We start from the raw sequence: 17,287 nt of genomic DNA, 5'->3' as shown, positions 1-17,287 counted from the left end.
AGCTGAACCGCCGTTCAATCGTTCCCGACCAGTGTCAGGGTTCAGTCGCCGACTTCGTGCATTTCGAGATTCAGGTTCAGCTTTTCTCCGCTGTCCTCGTCTTCGTCGCTCTCCCGCATAATAATCTCCTGCTCGTCCTCGCTCAGGATTTTCACGTCCATGCCGAGGCTCTGCAGTTCTTTGATCAACACCTTGAAGGACTCCGGCACGCCAGGCTCCGGTACGTTTTCACCCTTGACGATGGCTTCGTACGTCTTCACGCGCCCGACCACATCGTCCGACTTGACCGTCAGAATTTCCTGCAGGGTGTAGGCTGCACCGTACGCTTCCAGCGCCCAGACTTCCATCTCGCCGAACCGCTGACCTCCGAACTGCGCCTTACCACCCAGCGGCTGCTGTGTGACCAGCGAGTACGGACCGGTCGACCGCGCATGAATCTTGTCATCGACCAAGTGAGCCAGCTTCAGCATGTAGACATACCCCACGGCGACGCGGTTCTCGAACGGCTCACCCGTGCGCCCGTCGTACAGCACATGCTTGCCGTCGCGGGCAAACCCGGCTTCCTCCAGCGTGTCGAACACGTCCTCGGCACGGGCCCCATCGAACACGGGCGTCGCGATGCGGATGCCCAGTGCCTTCGCCGCCATGCCCAGATGCATCTCCAGCACCTGTCCAATGTTCATTCGAGACGGCACACCCAGCGGATTCAGGACAATCTCGACCGGTGTCCCATCCTCCAGGAACGGCATGTCTTCCTCCGGCAGGATGCGCGCCACAACACCCTTGTTGCCGTGACGTCCTGCCATTTTGTCGCCCTCGGAAATTTTCCGCTTCTGGGCAATATAGACCCGGACGAGCTGGTTCACACCCGCCGGGAGTTCGTCGCCGTTCTCCCGCGTGAACACCTTGACGTCCACCACGATGCCAGCGCCGCCGTGCGGGACGCGCAGCGAGGTGTCACGTACTTCACGTGCCTTTTCCCCGAAAATCGCGTGCAGCAAGCGTTCCTCTGCCGTCAGCTCCGTCACGCCCTTGGGCGTTACTTTGCCGACCAGGATGTCGCCGGTCGTGATTTCCGCGCCAATGCGAATCACACCGCGCTCATCCAGGTTTTTCAGCGCGTCCTCACCCACGTTCGGAATGTCCCGGGTGATTTCTTCCGGCCCCAGCTTCGTGTCGCGCGCTTCCAGCTCGTATTCTTCAATGTGAATGGAGGTGTAGACATCCTCCTTCACCATCTTCTCCGACAGGAGAATCGCGTCTTCGTAGTTATACCCTTCCCACGTCATGAAGGCGACCAGCACGTTGCGTCCAAGCGCGATCTCGCCCATATCGGTCGCCGGACCGTCCGCGAGGATGTCGCCCTTTTGCACGCGCATGCCGGCCTTCACAATCGGACGCTGGTTGATGCACGTGTTCTGGTTTGAGCGGGTAAACTTTTGCAGCTTGTATTTATCGAGGTCGCCCTTGACGAGCTTTCCGTCCACTTCTTCCTCGACCCGCACCCAAATTTCGCGCGCCGTCACGCGCTCAACAACGCCGCCGCGTTTTGCGACCACACAGACGCCGGAGTCCTTGGCGGCTTGATGCTCCATGCCGGTGCCGACCAACGGCGCATCCGTGACCAGGAGCGGAACCGCCTGGCGCTGCATGTTGGACCCCATCAACGCACGGTTCGCGTCGTCGTTTTCCAGGAACGGAATCATGGCGGTCGCAACCGAAACGACCTGTTTCGGCGACACATCCATGTAGTCGACACGGTCACGCGGGACCGTCAGCACTTCGTCACGGTAGCGGGCGACCACTTCGTCCTCGACGAAACGACCGTTTTCGTCCAGCTTCGCGTTCGCCTGCGCGACCACGTAGTTGTCCTCTTCGTCCGCTGTCAGGTAATCGATTTGGTCAGTTACGGCGCCCGTGTCCGGATCGACCCGCCGATACGGCGTTTCAATGAAGCCGTACTCGTTGATGCGCGCATACGATGAGAGAGAGTTGATGAGCCCGATGTTCGGACCTTCAGGCGTCTCAATTGGACACATCCGGCCATAGTGGGACGGGTGAACGTCGCGCACTTCGAAACCGGCACGTTCGCGTGTCAAACCGCCAGGACCAAGGGCTGACAAGCGCCGCTTGTGCGTCAGCTCCGCGAGCGGATTGGTCTGGTCCATAAACTGAGACAACTGGCTGGACCCAAAGAACTCCTTGATGGCCGCGATGACCGGCCGGATGTTGATGAGCGCCTGCGGCGTGATGGCGTTCGCATCCTGAATGGACATGCGCTCCCGCACCACGCGTTCCATTCTGGACAACCCAATTCGGAACTGGTTCTGCAGCAGTTCGCCCACCGAGCGCAGCCGGCGGTTGCCGAGGTGGTCAATGTCGTCCGTGTCCCCGACACCGTGGAGCAGGTTGAAGAAATAGCTCACCGCAGCCAGGATGTCCGCCGGGAGAATGTGCTTGACGTTTCTTGGCACGCCGCCGTTGCCGATGACGTGCAGGATTTTGCCGTCTTCGGTCGGGCTGAAAATCTTGACCATCTGCAGCGGGATCTCGTCTTCTTCGGTCAAGTCGCGCGTGCCGCGAACGCTGAAGCGTCCGACATTGCCTTCCAGGTGGGGAATGATTTTGTCAAGCAGCCGGCGGTCAATGACCTGCCCAGCCTCCGCAATAATTTCCCCGGTGTCGGCATCTACCAGCGTCTCTGCGAGCCGCTGGTTGAGCAGGCGGTTTTTGATGTGCAGCTTCTTGTTAATCTTGTACCGGCCGACGTTCGCAAGGTCATAGCGCTTCGGATCGAAGAACCGCGACGTAAGGAGCGCGCGCGCGTTTTCAACCGTCGGCGGCTCACCCGGACGCAGACGCTCGTAGATTTCGACGAGCGCGCGGTCGGTCGAGTCGGTGGTGTCTTTGTCGAGTGTATTCTGGAGGTACTCGTCTTCGCCGAGCAGATTGATAATCTCCGCATCGGTGGAGAGTCCGAGCGCACGCAGCAGCACCGTGATGGGCAGCTTGCGCGTCCGGTCAATCCGGACATACACAATGTCCTTGGCGTCGGTCTCAAACTCCAACCAGGCGCCCCGGTTCGGAATGACGGTCGCGGCAAATGTCCGCTTGCCATTTTTATCGATTTTGCTGTTAAAATAGACACTGGGAGAGCGGACCAACTGGCTGACGATGACGCGTTCGGCACCATTGATGATGAACGTGCCGGTTTCCGTCATCAGCGGGAAGTCTCCCATGAACACTTCCTGCTCCTTGACCTCGCCCGTCTCCTTGTTAATCAAGCGCACCTTCACGCGCAGCGGCGCAGCGTAGGTGACGTCGCGTTCCTTGGACTCATCCACATCGTACTTTGGCTCGCCCAAGCTGTAGTCGATAAACTCCAGCACCAGATTCCCTGTGAAGTCCTGAATGGGCGAAATATCAGCAAACATTTCGTGCAGCCCTTCACGGAGGAACCACTCGTACGACTTTTGCTGAATCTCGATTAAATTCGGCAGATCCAGCACTTCGCGGATGCGCGCGTATGACCGTCGTTCACGCCACCCATACTTGACCATGTGTCCCCGCAAATCCGTCACCCCTCATGCTGAATTCAAGTGCTCACATGTAAAGCGATAGCCCGAAAAAGGGTGGAATCTCGCATCCATCCACCGCGCCGCACGCTCCGGACAAACCGGGAATGGTTTCACGCAATGAACGAACGTCGGCGGTTGTCGCACAAGCCAGGCTCACCACGGAATTCACCCCTTTTCGGACACCCTTTCGAAGCAAGCTCAGACAAAACAAAAATAAAATGAGGTTGCTCGAACCACATTTTGCGGATATCCGTTTTCGATTTATCTGGTGACACGTACGGTAATGGGGATTCAGCTCCGTTCTTAGAGAGTTTTGCATTAAGAGACTATACCACACCGCAAATATCGTGTCAACTGAGCCTTTCGATTCTCACGCAGCGAAAAATGTGATAGCCGGCAGCCCGCTCCACCAGTGTGACCTCGTACCGGCCTTCCAGATGACGCCGCGCGCTTTCTGCGCCATGCTTCTTGTGGATCACGACCCACAAGGCACCCGCTGCGTTGAGATGGTCTGCCGCTTCGTCAAACAGCCGATACACGACCTGCTTCCCAGCCCGGATGGGAGGATTGAGGAGAATCGCATCCGCCGCTGCTTCCGGCACCGCCGCAAAGCCGTCACTCACGTATGCGCGGACGCGATCGGCAGCAAATTGGGTGTTTTTGACAGCCAGCGCCACCGCCCGCTCATTGACGTCCAGCATGAGGAACGCCAGCTTCGGGTAGAGCGGTGCGAGGAGCGCGGTCACGGCGCCATAGCCGCAGCCGAGATCGACCACAGTGCCCTCTTCCGGCAGTTCCACCGTCTCCACGAGCAGGCGCGTGCCATAGTCGAGCCCCTGCTTGGAGAAGACACCATTGTCGGTCCAGACCGTGCGCGTCATGCCGCGCGCCCGAATCGTGATTTCGCGAAGCTGGGTTGCGCTCGTTGGCGACTGCGAGTAATAGTGATCGGACACGGACGGACCACTCCCCTCAACGTTCCAGTTCCAGAACGCAGGCGCCCCCACAAAGGGCGGAACGGGGCACCCGTCGCGCGAGTGCCCCACCCTCGAGGCAGGATGAGAAGCGCCCACCCTGCCGCACCTGTATGTTTCCTTGCAAAACACCCGCACAGCCACGACGACACGTGCGGGCGTCGTTCCTGCAAACGCAGTTACTTGATTTCGACGGTTGCGCCGGCCTCTTCCAGTTTCGCCTTGATGGACTCGGCCTCTTCCTTGCCAACCTTCTCCTTGATGGGTTTCGGTGCGCCGTCGACCAGGTCCTTCGCTTCCTTCAGGCCGAGACCGGTGATTTCACGGACAACCTTGATAACGCCAATCTTGGATCCGCCAGCGTTGGTGAGGATGACATCAAATTCGCTCTGTTCCGCAGCTTCTTCGCCGCCGGCAGCAGCGCCGCCAACCACCGCGACCGGAGCCGCAGCCGTTACGCCAAACTCTTCTTCAATCGCCTTGACCAAATCGTTCAACTCGAGTACAGACATCTCTTTAATCGCTTGCAGAATATCTTCTTTAGACAACTCGAACGCCTCCTGTGATTCCATAGTGACTTGCTGCGGCGATGAAACGCCGTCGTTTCGTTCTGCTGAAGCCCGTCTCGTGGACTAGGTCATTGTGACGAGGCTGCCGTAATTCGAACGCTGGGATTAGGCTTCTGCACCCTGTTCCTTTTGCTCTGCCACCTGCTTGACGGCATAGGCGAAATTCCGCATCGGCGCCTGCAGGACGCTGAGCAGCATCGAAAGCAAGCCTTCCCGGCTGGGCAGGGACGCCAGATTGGCGACTTCCGCCGCACTGATGACGCGCCCTTCGACGATACCGCCCTTCAACTCCAGGTCCTTGTGCCGTTTCGCAAAGTCGTTCAAAATCTTGGCCGGCGTGACCGGGTCGTCATACCCGAATGCAATCGCCGTCGGACCCGTCAAATACGCGTGCAGGTCGGTCAGATTCACCTTGTCAGCTGCCCTGCGCGTGAGTGTGTTTTTCAACACTTGATACTCGATGCCCGCCTCGCGCAGCTGTCTGCGCAGCTCCGTCACTTCCGCGACGTCCAGGCCGCGATAGTCCGTGACAATCGTGCTCTTACTGCGCGTCAGACGATCTGCAATCTCTTCAACAACCTTTACCTTCTCTTCACGAACTCCCACTGGGTCATTACACCTCCCTGACAAAAGCGCCTCCGCAGAGCGGAGGCGCGACAAAATTCCGTATCGAAACGGTTCGCGAACCTCGGTAGGCGGTCTCCCATTCTCCGTCTTCGACGGACCTACGTTCTACGGTTCCAAACAGATGAAGTTTGGCATAACCACCCGTACAGGCGCGACAGATGCTATCCTACCGAATCGCCCGCGAAAAGTCAAGGCACGCCTTTTGAGGTTCCCCGCGAACCGATTACTCGGCAGACGGCAGAATACGCTGCACGTTCACGCGGACGCCAGGCCCCATCGTGGAGCTGACGGTCACACTCTTGAAGTATTGACCTTTGGCCCCGGACGGTTTCGCCTTTTGCAGGGCGTCCATCAATGCGTGGAAGTTTGCGACCAGCTGCTCGGTGTCAAACGATATCTTGCCGATGGGCGCATGGATGATGCCCGCCTTGTCCAGACGGTATTCAATCTTACCTGCTTTAATTTCCTGAACGGCACGCGTCACGTCCAGTGTGACCGTCCCCGTCTTCGGGTTCGGCATCAGACCCTTCGGCCCAAGCACGCGGCCCAGCCGGCCAACCGCGCCCATCATATCCGGCGTTGCGACCACCACGTCGAAATCAAACCAGCCTTGCGACACCTTCTGAATCATATCGTCGTCACCGACGTAATCCGCCCCGGCCGCTTCCGCTTCCTTCGCCTTGTCACCCTTGGCGAACACCAGGACACGAGCGGTTTTCCCCGTGCCGTTCGGAAGCACAACCGCGCCGCGGACCTGCTGGTCCTGTTTCTTTGGATCGACCCCCAGACGCGCGGCAACCTCAACGGTTTCATTGAACTTCGCGGTCGCAAGTTCTTTCACCAGCGCCAGCGCCTCGCGGGCATCGTACAATTTGTTTCGATCGACTTGCTCAGCGGCCTTGGACAGCCGTTTTGTTGTCGTTGACATGTCTCTACCTCCTGTGGTGATGCGGCATAAAACCTCCCACAATTTCGCAGAAAATCACCGCAATGGATATGTCCGCGAAACGCGCCGCGGACAGACTTCATTAGTCTTCGATGACAATCCCCATGCTCCGGGCCGTACCTTCCACCATGCGCATGGCTGCCTCGACATCCGCCGCATTCAGGTCCGGCATCTTTTGCTCGGCGATTTCACGAACCTTTGCCCGCTTCAGCGTCGCGACTTTTTTCTTGTTCGGCTCTGCGGAAGCCGTCTCAATGCCCGCAGCTTTTTTCAGAAGAACCGCAGCCGGCGGCGTCTTCAAATCAAAGGTGTACGAACGGTCTTCGTACACATACAGAACAACCGGGATGATCAACCCGGCCTGGTCAGCGGTCCGCGCGTTGAACTCCTTACAAAAGCCCATGATGTTCCCTACCTGGGCTTGACCCAACGCAGGTCCGACCGGAGGGGCCGGTGTTGCTTTTCCGGCTGGGATTTGCAGCTTTACGATTTTAATGATCTTTTTTGGCACGACGTCCAGCTCCTTCGCCTATAAAGTGGTGATCGGGCAACGCCCTCCCACGAACCACGCCTCCGATGGAAAGCGTGTGATGCGCGCGAAAGGCATGTACACTTTCGCGCCCCCGAAGTGTCAGGATAGCTTTTCTACCTGCGTAAAGTCAAGTTCCATAGGGGTCTCTCGACCAAACATGGAGACGAGCACGCGGAGTTTCTCCTGGTCACTGTTGATTTCCTCAACCGTCCCAATCATATCCGCAAACGGTCCATCCACAATACGAACCGCTTCGCCAACCTCATAGTCAATCCGGGTTTTGACTTCATCCACGCCCATTTGCCTGTGAATCATACGGACTTCTGCCGGCATGAGCGGCACAGGTTTGGACCCGCCGCCGGGCGATCCAACAAAGCCGGTGACGCCTGGTGTATTGCGGACGACATACCACGAATCGTCCGTCATGATCATTTCAACCAACACATACCCCGGGAAGACCTTGCGCTGAACGACGCGTTTCTTGCCGTTCTTCACTTCCAGTTCTTCCTCGGTGGGGACCATGATGCGAAAAATCTTGTCTTCCATCCCCATCGTCTGAACACGACTCTCCAGGTTGTTCTTCACCTTGTTTTCGTATCCAGAGTATGTGTGAATCACGTACCAGTTCTTTTCGAGGTTCTCCATGCCGAGGGCGGTATGCCCCGCACCCCCTATGTCAAGCAATTAGACCAGCCCAATCAGTGACAATACTTTTGCGACACCTATGTCAAAAGCCCATACCAGCACGCCCATGAGGGCGCACATAATGAGCGCGGCTGCCGTATAATTGACAACCTCTTTCCGACGCGGCCAGCGAACCCGTTTCAGTTCCCAAAACGTCTCCCGAATGAAAGCAACCGGACCCGAGCGCCGGTTCGACTCCCCGGTATTCTGTTTTGCGTCAGACAGGTTTCGAACCACCGTCGGTTTTGATTTCTCCACTGCCAAGTACCCCACTTCTTGTTCGGCCAGCCTTAGCGAGTCTCCCGATGAACGGTGTGACTGTTGCAGTAGCGGCAGAACTTCTTGAATTCAACGCGGTCGGGGTCATTCTTCTTGTTCTTGACCGTCGTGTAATTACGCTGTTTGCAGTCCGTACATGCCAATGTGATGATAACACGCATTCTGGGCACCTCCCTTGACGAGGCTGTCGCAGGCAGCGACCGATATTTTGGAATATAAAATAACGAACCTCCGTCGTCGGAGACCCGCATACCTCCGTTACATTATCATAATGATGGTGGCGTGTCAACATAATGACAGAGGAGAGCCAACCCGCCGCTTCAAGCATCCCGCGCTTCCGCTGCTGGATGTTCCCTCGCGCGCGAATCAGCCCGGTGGATTAAAATGGGCAAACAACGCACACCGAGGTGCAGCTGTCTGCCCATGTTTACGCCTGTCTGTCGCGGCACCGGCATTCACGGTCGTCCGGCGCTTCACGCGTACGCGTTGCTCCGATACGCCAAGTACTTTTCCAGCTTCCGCTTCACGCGCTGCAGCGCATTGTCAATCGACTTCACGTGCCGTTCCAAATCGACTGCGATCTCCTGATAGGAGCGCCCATCCAGATACAACATCAGCACCTTGCGTTCCAAGTCGGAGAGCAGCTCAGCCATGCGGTCTTCAATATCATCAAATTCTTCCTGGTGAATGACCAATTCCTCTGGGTCTGTGACGCGCACCGCACAAATCACATCCAGCAGGGTTCGGTCCGAGTCTTCCTCGTAAATCGGTTTGTCCAGGGAAACATAAGAATTTAGCGGAATGTGTTTCTGTCGCGTCGCGGTCTTGATGGCCGTAATAATCTGCCTTGTAATGCAGAGTTCCGCAAACGCTTTGAAGGAGGCCAACTTATCTTCGCGGAAGTCACGAATCGACTTGTACAGCCCAATCATGCCTTCCTGAACAATATCTTCCCGGTCGGCACCGATCAGAAAATAGGAACGAGCTTTCGCGCGTACGAAGTTCCGGTACTTATGAATCAAGTACTCCAGCGCTTCATGGTCGCCGTTTCGCACGGCCTCAACCAGCTCTTCATCCGTTCGGGCCTCAAGCGGCAAAGTCTGGGACTCGTCTAACTGCATTGCCAACTCTATCATCACCCCATTACCGCTGTCAGGATGACGCCATTATACATTATGTAATCTATCAGGATCAATACTAGAAATCATTGCCGCCGCCACTTTTCGAGAATCTTCTCAACGTCTTGTCGAATCGCGTCGGCAATCCGCCCCGTTTCAAGCTCGGTTTGCTCATTTCGCCGCTGCACAGCCTGGCCGATTTGCTGTTTGACCGCCGCCAATCGCTGCAGCCATTCATCCGCGGAAATACGCAGCGCGCCGCCGCCGAAGGCCACCTGTTGTTCGGCGCGATCGGACGTTGCCACAATCAGCTGCCGATACTGGTCACGCAGGTCGTAGACGAGGCGCTCGATGCGGTCGTCCGCTGTTTCGTGCCGCGGCGTGTAGATGACCCGCACACCCTTTTCCGTCACTGCCGCGCCCTTCCCACGCTGCCGATGCGCGTCGTAGACAACAATCACGTCATCCCCCGTAAACGCGCGGTACTCCGCAGCCTGCTCGAGCAGCCAAGCCCGCGCGCTCTCCAGGTCTTTCGCGTCGGTCAGCGCACCCTTCAACTGCCGGCCGATCACGTTATATCCATCCACAATCACGCACTGGTCCGCCCGCCGGTGTTTACCCCCGCTGCCGGACGATTTCATACAGCATGACCCCTGCCGCCACGGATGCATTCAGGCTTTGCACCTCTCCGTGCATCGGCAGCCGGACGAGGTAATCGCACCGCTCCTCGACCAGCCGGCTGAGCCCTTGGCCTTCCGACCCAACCACCAGCGCAATCGAGCCGCGGTAATCCACTTCGGTATACGGCGTATCCCCCTCCGCCGCCAGGCCAACAATCCAGTACCCGGCCTTCTTGAGCCGGTCCATCGCCTGGTTGAGGTTGCTCACCCGGGCCACCGGCACGTACTCCAGCGCCCCCGCCGCCGCCTTGGCGACCGTCCCCGTCAACGGCACCGACCGCCGTTTGGGAATCACGACGCCCTGTGCCCCGGCTGCCTCGGCCGTCCGCACCACCGCCCCGAGGTTGTGCGGGTCCGTCACCCCGTCCAGCAGAATGATGAGCGGAGCTTGTCCGGTCTTGCGCGCAATCACATCTTCCAAATCCGCATAGGCGCGGGGCGCCACGTACGCCAGCACACCCTGGTGGTTTTCCCCCGCCACACTCGTCAAGTGTGCCTTGGGCGCGTTCTGCAGCAGCACGCCGGCCGCCTTCGCCTTGCCCACAATCTCCGCGAGGCTGCCGCCTTCGGCTCCTTGCGCGATCACGATTTTATTGATGGGCGTCCCCGCTCGCAACGCCTCCAGCACCGGCCGGCGCCCGGCGACAAACTCCTCTGCCGGCGGCGTGTCCACGACAGCCTCCTGCCGCTCCCGGTCGGCACCTCGCGCCGCCATCAAGCCGTGGCCGCGCTTTGCCCCGTCCCGGGTGCCCCCGCGTTCACCGCCCCGTTTCGCGGGTGCTTCATCGCGATCGCGCCGTGCACCAGCCCGTCCCCGCCGTCCGCCGGCCCGCCGTTCGTCCCGCCCCGGCTTCTCTTCAGGGCGCGTCTTTCTTGCGCTTCTCTGCATCCCCTGCATCCTCCCATTCATCGATCCACCGAAGCGCCGTCTCACACACTTCGTCAAGGCGCTCCTGTTGCCCTGTCCCGTACAAATAGCCAAGCAGCGCTTCAAACCCGGTGCTGTGCCGGTACGTCAACACATCGGTGCTTTTGCGCATGTGGCCCGCCTTGGCATTTCTGCCCCTGCGGAGGATGGTCAGCTCTTCCGCGCTCAGAATGGCGCCAAGCTGGTCCGCCAACCGCGCCTGGGCACTGGCCCGGACGTACCGCGTCGCTGCCTTGTGCAGCTCGTTCGGCTTGCGGATGCCCCCAGCCAGGACGTGGTTGCGGGCGTACAGCTCCCAGATGGCGTCTCCCACATATGCGAGCGCCAGCGGCGACAGGTCCGCGGCCGTCCAGGACAATCTCATTTGCGCCGCCACCTTGTGCCCTGGGGCGTATCCTCAATGATGACCCCCGCCGCAGCCAGTTCATCGCGGATTTCATCCGACCGCTTGAAGTCGCGGTTTTTCCGGGCTTCTGCCCGTTCGGCGAGACGCGCCTCAATGTCTGCCTCTGTCAATTCGCCGAATGCCGGCGCCCCGTCGTTCGCGCCGTCCACCACCAGCGGTTCGTCCAGCGCATCCTGAAGTCCAAGCACACCGGTCAACTCCAGCAGCAGCCCCTCGAACTGTGCAATGCCCTCCAGGCTCACCGGCGTTCCCGCCAGGTACGCGTTCGCCTCGCGCACACCTTCAAACACGGCCGCCAGCGCGTCCGCTGTGTTGAAGTCATCGTCCATCGCCTCAATAAATTGCGCCCGAACCCGGTCGATGGCCTCCAGAACCGCTTCTGGAACGTGATTGACGAATTCCGGGTGCAAGAGCTCCCCTGCGGCCTCCAAACTCTGACGCCGATGGTCGAGGTTGAGCAGGCAGCGTTCAATGCGGTCGAGGCTCTGCTCTGCCTGCTGCATCGCTTCATCTGTGTAGTTCAAGGGACGCCGGTAGTGCGCAGACAGCAGGTAGAAGCGGATGGCCCGCGCCGAATGCTGCAGCAGCAAGTCGCGTGCGGTCACAAAGTTGCCGAGCGACTTGGACATCTTTTCCCCGTTGATCATAATCATCCCGTTGTGCATCCAGTACCTTGCGAACGGTTCCCCATCATGGGACTCACTCTGGGCGATCTCGTTCTCATGATGTGGAAACATTAAATCACGGCCGCCCCCGTGGATGTCAATGTGGTCCCCGAGGTACAGGTGGTTCATGACGGAGCACTCAATGTGCCACCCGGGCCGCCCCGGCCCCCAAGGACTGTCCCAGTACTCCTCGCCCGGCTTCGCGGCTTTCCACAGCGCAAAGTCTGCGGGATGCCGTTTCTCCTCGCTGACGTCGATGCGAAAGCCTGCCTGCATTTCCTCCGTCGACTGGTGCGACAGCTTCCCATAGTCTTCGAAGCTGGACGTGTCAAAATACACTGTGCCGTTGGCAGCATAGGCGTGGCCCTGTTTGACCAGGTCGTCAATGTACTGAATAATTTCCGGAATGCACTCTGTCACGCGCGGGTGCACTGTTGCAGGGCGAATCCCGAGCGCCTTTGCGTCCCGGAAATACTCCTCAATGTTGCGATTCGCCACCGCCCGGACATCCAGCCCCAGTTCGTTGGCCCGTTGGATGATTTTGTCGTCCACATCCGTAAAGTTCTGCACGTAGCGGACTTGAAAACCGCGATATTCGAGGTAGCGGCGCACGGTGTCAAACACCACAAACATCCGGGCGTTGCCCAAGTGAAACAAATCATAGACCGTTGGGCCGCACGCGTAAAAACGAACCTTTCCCGGCTCAATCGGGATGAGAGGTTCTTTTTGTCGACTCATGGTGTTGTACAATTGCACGGTCATCCAAACGACCTCCTGTGTACTCAATGCAAACAGCCGTCTCCTCTCCAGAGACGGCTGATGGATCCGCGATTCCACTCTGGTTGGCGCACCAGCAGGGCGCCCACCTCATCAGCCGATAACGAGGCTATCCGTCGGATTTTACTAAGCCCAGGCATCAGGTTGTCCATCCCGCACCCCTGATGCTTGCGCCGTTCCTTCCGAGGCTGACGGAGGCACTTCAACGAGCCGCAACGACAGGCGCTCACACCCGGCCGCGCCGGCGCCTGCTCTCTGACGTTCGAAACCCGCCTACTCTTTCCGTCCATGGCCTGAATTTACAACCTGCGTAACGCAGCAACCGTTCTGATCCGATCGCTCGAACTCGTAACGCTATTTTCCTCGAGCCCTGCGGATTTGTCAAACGCCTGCCTGGGCCAGCGCGGCTTCCATCCGCTCCAGTACCCACGCCTTGGGCAGACAAGCGATGGTCATCTGCAAATCCGGCCCGTGCACTTCTCCTGTCACCGCCGCGCGCACCGGCATGAACAGGGCCTTCCCTTTGACGCCCAGTGTCTTTTTGATTTCGTTAAACCGATCACGGCTGGCCTCCGCGGTCCACACGTCCGACGCTTCCGCCAATGTATGGTATGCACGAACCACGTCTGCTGCGCCTGGCTCACGCAAAACGGCGAGCGCCTCCGCCGACAGGGCAGCCTGGCGTTCGAAAAAACCGCGCGCCAGCGGCAGAAAGTCGGCGGCACAGGCCATTTGCTCTTGATACAAGCCAACCACCGTCTCCAGCCATCCATCGTCCCGGCCGTCCGGCAGCGCGATGCCCTGGCGCTGCAGTTGGACCCGAACCATCTCTGTCAACGCCGGCAGCGGCAGCTGCTTCAGGTACTGGTTGGCCATCCAGCGCAGTTTGTGAACGTCAAACACGGCGCCGCTCTTGTTGACGCGTTCCAGGTCAAACCGGGCGATGATTTCTTCCAAGCTCAGAATCTCTTCTTCTCCCCCCGGCGACCAGCCGAGTAAAGCCAAAAAGTTCACGATGGCCTGCGGCACGTATCCAGCCTCCCGGTACGCGTGGACAGGCAGCACATTTGGATCGCGCTTGCTCAGCTTCTTCCGCGTTTCATCCAGCACCTGCGGCAGGTGCGCGAACGCGGGTTCCGCCAAGCCGAGCGCACGATAAATCAGGAGCTGCCTGGGCGTGTTCGACAGATGCTCTTCCCCGCGAATCACGTGTGTGATTTCCATCAGGGCGTCGTCGATGACCACCTGGAAGTTGTAAGTTGGCAGCCCGTTCGACTTCATGATGACAAAGTCGCCAATGTCGTCGGATTCAAATGAAACGGGGCCGCGCACGGCGTCTGTCAACGACAGGGTCACGCCTTCTGGCACGCGAAACCGCCAGTTCGCGGTGCGGCCCTCTGCTTCCAAGGCTGCCCGCTCGTCCGCCGTCAGATCCCGGCACTTCCCGCTGTACCGCGGCGTCTGGCCGAGCCGCAAGGCTTCCGCCCGCTGTGCGTCCAGTTCTTCCGCGGTGCAGTAGCACGGGTACGCCGCGCCCGCATCGGCCAGTTTCTTGAGATAATCCCGGTAAATCGGCAGGCGGTCGGTGCATCGATAGGGTGCGTGCGGCCCGCCGACATCCGGCCCTTCCTCCCAGCGAAACCCCAGCCAGCGGAATCCCTCTAAGATTTCCTGCTCGGCACCAGGGACGTTCCGCTCCAGGTCCGTATCCTCGGAACGGAGAATAAATTGTCCGCCGTGGTGTTTCGCAAACAGATAATTAAACAGCGCCGTCCGGACGCCGCCAATATGTAAATGCCCTGTCGGGCTCGGTGCATAGCGTACGCGAACCGTCACTTTCCGTCCTCCTTTCGCGGCTGCAGCAGCACCACTGCCTGCGCCGCCACCCCTTCCTTTCGACCGACAAACCCCATTCGCTCCATCGTGGTGGCCTTGACGCTGACTTGCCCCGTCTCACACCCCAGCAGCTGCGCCATGGAAGCCCGCATGTCCGCGACATACGGCGCAATTTTCGGCGTTTCCGCCAGTACCATCACGTCCGCATTGCCGACCTCATAGCCCGCTTCCTGAACCATGGCCACCACGCGGCGCGTCAGTTCTTTACTGTCCGCCCCGCGGTACGCTGGGTCGGAATTGGGGAAATGCATCCCGATGTCGCCCAGCGCGAGTGCCCCGAGCAGCGCATCCATCAGCGCGTGCAGCACGACGTCCGCGTCGGAGTGGCCCTCCAGCCCGAGGTCGCTGTCAATCGCCACGCCCCCCAAGACCAGCTTGCGGCCTGCGGCAAATCGGTGCACATCAAACCCTAGGCCAACCCGCATACCCGCGCCCTCCCTTTCCATCCACAAATCCCCCGCCGTATCTTCGTCAAGACGGGTCCTCCTGTCCCCACAGCCGTTCCGCCAGCCACGTTGCAAACGGCAGGTCGTCTTGCGTGGTCACTTTCAAATTCACGGTGGTCGCCGCCACCATCGTAACCGGCAAATGAATGGCCTCCAACAAGGAAGCATCATCGGTAAAGGTGCGGCCGACGGGTCCTCGGTCTGACCGAGATGCTTCACCAAAACCGGCCGCGCGAAGACCGCGGACCAGCCAGTCGAGACGAAACACCTGCGGTGTCTGCGCGTTCCACAGCATCTCTCTGGGAACTGTTTCGACAATCTTCTGGTTCTGGACACGCTTGATGGTGTCCACACAGGGCTTCCCCAACACGGCCGCCCCATCGCGTTTGGCAACTTCAATCACGGCCTGCACGTCGGCCACCGCCACAAACGGCCGGGCAGCGTCATGCACCGCGACCCAGACGGCCTCCCCAGGAAACGTGCCCTCCTGCACATGCACATCGCCAAATCGCACGACGGTCCGCCCTCCCCCGCCAACGCGGACCGCTGCGCTCCCCTCTGCGGCAATCCAGGCGAGGACGCCTTCCATGCCCTGCGCCACGGAAGCAATTCTTGAATCTCCACCCGTCACCACGCGACACGTGTGGTGGAGCGAAGCAGTTTTCACTTTTTCAATCATCTCGGCACGGTCCGCTTCCGGCACAACAATGCAAAGCCTGTCCACACCGCCCGCCAATAGCGCCCGCGCGGACCGCTCCCACATCTCCACGCCGGCCAGAACCGCGTACTGCTTGCGAAACCCGATGCGAGAACCTGAACCGGCCGCGACAAGGATACCATAGACCACCCGTGCTCCCCAACTTTCCACACTGCCAGATTGCCAGCCTGTTGCCTTCCCAACATACCACGGAGCGCAAAGTACAAGCAAAAGGGCCGGCATGCACCGACCCTGGCTTCATCGCAGACAAACCGTCCTGTATGAGTTGCGTCAGAGCGCTTTCTCCAGCAGTTTCGGCTTTGCAAAAATCATCCGTCCCGCGGAAGTCTGCAAAACACTCGTGACAAGCACATCCACGCGTCCGCCGATATAGTCGCGTCCGCCCTCGATGACAATCATGGTGCCGTCGTCGAGATAGGCAACCCCCTGATTGTACTCCTTACCGTCTTTGATGACCTGTACATTCAATTCTTCACCCGGCAGCACGACAGGCTTCAAAGCGTTTGCCAGGTCGTTGATGTTCAGCACGTGCACGCCCTGCAGTTCACACACCTTATTCAGGTTGAAGTCGTTTGTCACAACCTTGGCGTTCTGCTGCTTCGCCAAACGCACCAGTTTGCTGTCGACTTCCTGGATGTCGTCAAAGTCAATCTCCATCACCTGAACCTTGACCTTCAGTTCCTTTTGAATGCGATTGAGGACATCCAGCCCGCGCCGGCCCCGGTTCCGCTTGAGCACATCCGAGGAGTCGGCAATGTGCTGCAGCTCTTCCAGGACAAAGGAGGGGATGACCAGCACGCCGTCGAGAAAGCCGGTCTGCACCAGGTCCGCGATGCGCCCGTCAATAATCACGCTCGTATCCAGCAGTTTCGCTTCACCAGCCCGAAACTGCTGCGCAGACGCGGACTTTTTGTCCTTGTCGCGCTCTTTCCTCTCCATTCGACCGGCGAACAACGACACTAAGTCTTCCCGCTTCGCAAATCCAATCCGCAGGCCCAAATAAGCCATCAGGATGCTGACGAAAAACTGCACCGGCAGACCCACCACGGGGATGCCCCGGATGGTCGCTGAAAACAGATACGCCACCAGCAATCCAATCACCATGCCGATGGTGCCGCCCAGCACGTCCGCCAACGGCGTTTTCTGCAGCTTCTCCTCCAGCCAGCGGATTAACGTCACGACATAGTTGACTAACCAGGTCGTTGCGATGATGAAGATACTCGCTCCCAGCGCCGCGCCAAACCATTTTGATGCAAACGGTTGAGAATGCAGATGAAATACGCGCGAGAATAAGTCCGGGGCAAACGTGTAACCTAGCACCACCCCAATAACCGCGAAAAACAGATGAACAATTCTCTTCACCATATCGATGTCACCTCCTACCGTGCAGTATGGGCAAAAAGAGTCCCGTCAAAACCATGGAAAGGCGAGATTGAAAAAGTTTTTGCCCGGCGCTGTTACAGT

The 17,287-nt window shown here is 59.0% G+C and carries 18 protein-coding genes; all 18 read right to left on the bottom strand.

Annotation, left to right across the window (positions count from 1 at the left end; genetic code table 11):
- Positions 1 to 41 precede the first annotated feature (41 nt).
- Positions 42 to 3,572, bottom strand: a complete 3,531-nt coding sequence (gene rpoB / locus JI721_RS07700) for a DNA-directed RNA polymerase subunit beta (RefSeq protein ID WP_274457436.1) — start codon at positions 3,570 to 3,572, stop codon at positions 42 to 44.
- A gap of 356 nt (positions 3,573 to 3,928) precedes the next feature.
- A complete protein-coding gene (locus JI721_RS07695; RefSeq protein WP_274457435.1) occupies positions 3,929 to 4,534 on the bottom strand; it encodes a class I SAM-dependent methyltransferase in 606 nt (201 codons plus the stop codon).
- Positions 4,535 to 4,731: 197 nt separating this feature from the next.
- Positions 4,732 to 5,100 (bottom strand): 50S ribosomal protein L7/L12, encoded by a 369-nt coding sequence (gene rplL / locus JI721_RS07690; RefSeq protein WP_274457434.1) that lies wholly within the window; start codon positions 5,098 to 5,100, stop codon positions 4,732 to 4,734.
- A 126-nt stretch (positions 5,101 to 5,226) separates the two neighbouring features.
- Complete coding sequence (gene rplJ, locus JI721_RS07685; protein WP_274457433.1) at positions 5,227 to 5,727, bottom strand: 50S ribosomal protein L10; 501 nt, start codon at positions 5,725 to 5,727, stop codon at positions 5,227 to 5,229.
- A 244-nt stretch (positions 5,728 to 5,971) separates the two neighbouring features.
- Entirely contained in the window at positions 5,972 to 6,676 is a 705-nt protein-coding gene (rplA, locus tag JI721_RS07680) for a 50S ribosomal protein L1 (protein ID WP_274457432.1), read from the bottom strand.
- Positions 6,677 to 6,776: 100 nt separating this feature from the next.
- Positions 6,777 to 7,205: a 50S ribosomal protein L11 gene (gene rplK, locus JI721_RS07675; protein WP_274457431.1), complete on the bottom strand. Its 429-nt coding sequence runs from the start codon at positions 7,203 to 7,205 to the stop codon at positions 6,777 to 6,779.
- Positions 7,206 to 7,325: 120 nt separating this feature from the next.
- The gene (gene nusG / locus JI721_RS07670; RefSeq protein WP_274457738.1) at positions 7,326 to 7,871 is read right to left on the bottom strand and encodes a transcription termination/antitermination protein NusG; all 546 of its coding nucleotides are present in this window, start codon (positions 7,869 to 7,871) and stop codon (positions 7,326 to 7,328) included.
- A 39-nt stretch (positions 7,872 to 7,910) separates the two neighbouring features.
- Positions 7,911 to 8,168 carry a preprotein translocase subunit SecE gene (gene secE / locus JI721_RS07665; protein ID WP_274457430.1) on the bottom strand — a complete coding sequence of 86 codons (258 nt, stop codon included), beginning with the start codon at positions 8,166 to 8,168 and terminating at the stop codon, positions 7,911 to 7,913.
- 32 nt (positions 8,169 to 8,200) lie between these two features.
- Positions 8,201 to 8,350, bottom strand: a complete 150-nt coding sequence (gene rpmG, locus JI721_RS07660; RefSeq protein WP_274457429.1) for a 50S ribosomal protein L33 — start codon at positions 8,348 to 8,350, stop codon at positions 8,201 to 8,203.
- A gap of 312 nt (positions 8,351 to 8,662) precedes the next feature.
- The gene (gene sigH, locus JI721_RS07655; RefSeq protein ID WP_274457736.1) at positions 8,663 to 9,310 is read right to left on the bottom strand and encodes an RNA polymerase sporulation sigma factor SigH; all 648 of its coding nucleotides are present in this window, start codon (positions 9,308 to 9,310) and stop codon (positions 8,663 to 8,665) included.
- A gap of 83 nt (positions 9,311 to 9,393) precedes the next feature.
- A complete protein-coding gene (locus JI721_RS07650; protein ID WP_274457428.1) occupies positions 9,394 to 9,948 on the bottom strand; it encodes an NYN domain-containing protein in 555 nt (184 codons plus the stop codon).
- Positions 9,923 to 10,702 carry a 23S rRNA (guanosine(2251)-2'-O)-methyltransferase RlmB gene (gene rlmB, locus JI721_RS07645; RefSeq protein WP_274457734.1) on the bottom strand — a complete coding sequence of 260 codons (780 nt, stop codon included), beginning with the start codon at positions 10,700 to 10,702 and terminating at the stop codon, positions 9,923 to 9,925. The genes JI721_RS07650 and rlmB overlap by 26 nt, the downstream gene beginning before the upstream one ends.
- A 142-nt stretch (positions 10,703 to 10,844) precedes the next feature.
- A complete protein-coding gene (locus tag JI721_RS07640) occupies positions 10,845 to 11,279 on the bottom strand; it encodes a Mini-ribonuclease 3 (protein WP_274457427.1) in 435 nt (144 codons plus the stop codon).
- A complete protein-coding gene (gene cysS, locus JI721_RS07635) occupies positions 11,276 to 12,748 on the bottom strand; it encodes a cysteine--tRNA ligase (protein ID WP_274457426.1) in 1,473 nt (490 codons plus the stop codon). Before cysS ends, JI721_RS07640 begins: the two co-directional genes overlap by 4 nt.
- Before the next feature lie 396 nt (positions 12,749 to 13,144).
- The gene (gene gltX, locus JI721_RS07630) at positions 13,145 to 14,599 is read right to left on the bottom strand and encodes a glutamate--tRNA ligase (RefSeq protein WP_274457425.1); all 1,455 of its coding nucleotides are present in this window, start codon (positions 14,597 to 14,599) and stop codon (positions 13,145 to 13,147) included.
- Positions 14,596 to 15,084 (bottom strand): 2-C-methyl-D-erythritol 2,4-cyclodiphosphate synthase, encoded by a 489-nt coding sequence (ispF, locus tag JI721_RS07625; protein ID WP_274457424.1) that lies wholly within the window; start codon positions 15,082 to 15,084, stop codon positions 14,596 to 14,598. The genes gltX and ispF overlap by 4 nt, the downstream gene beginning before the upstream one ends.
- Before the next feature lie 46 nt (positions 15,085 to 15,130).
- Positions 15,131 to 15,952: an IspD/TarI family cytidylyltransferase gene (locus JI721_RS07620; RefSeq protein WP_274457423.1), complete on the bottom strand. Its 822-nt coding sequence runs from the start codon at positions 15,950 to 15,952 to the stop codon at positions 15,131 to 15,133.
- A gap of 141 nt (positions 15,953 to 16,093) precedes the next feature.
- The gene (locus tag JI721_RS07615) at positions 16,094 to 17,188 is read right to left on the bottom strand and encodes a PIN/TRAM domain-containing protein (protein ID WP_274457422.1); all 1,095 of its coding nucleotides are present in this window, start codon (positions 17,186 to 17,188) and stop codon (positions 16,094 to 16,096) included.
- Positions 17,189 to 17,287 lie beyond the last annotated feature (99 nt).

Origin of the sequence: Alicyclobacillus cycloheptanicus (genome assembly GCF_028751525.1) — a bacterium.
GTDB classification, from domain to species: domain Bacteria; phylum Bacillota; class Bacilli; order Alicyclobacillales; family Alicyclobacillaceae; genus Alicyclobacillus_L; species Alicyclobacillus_L cycloheptanicus.
This window is presented reverse-complemented; position numbering and strand designations above follow the sequence as displayed.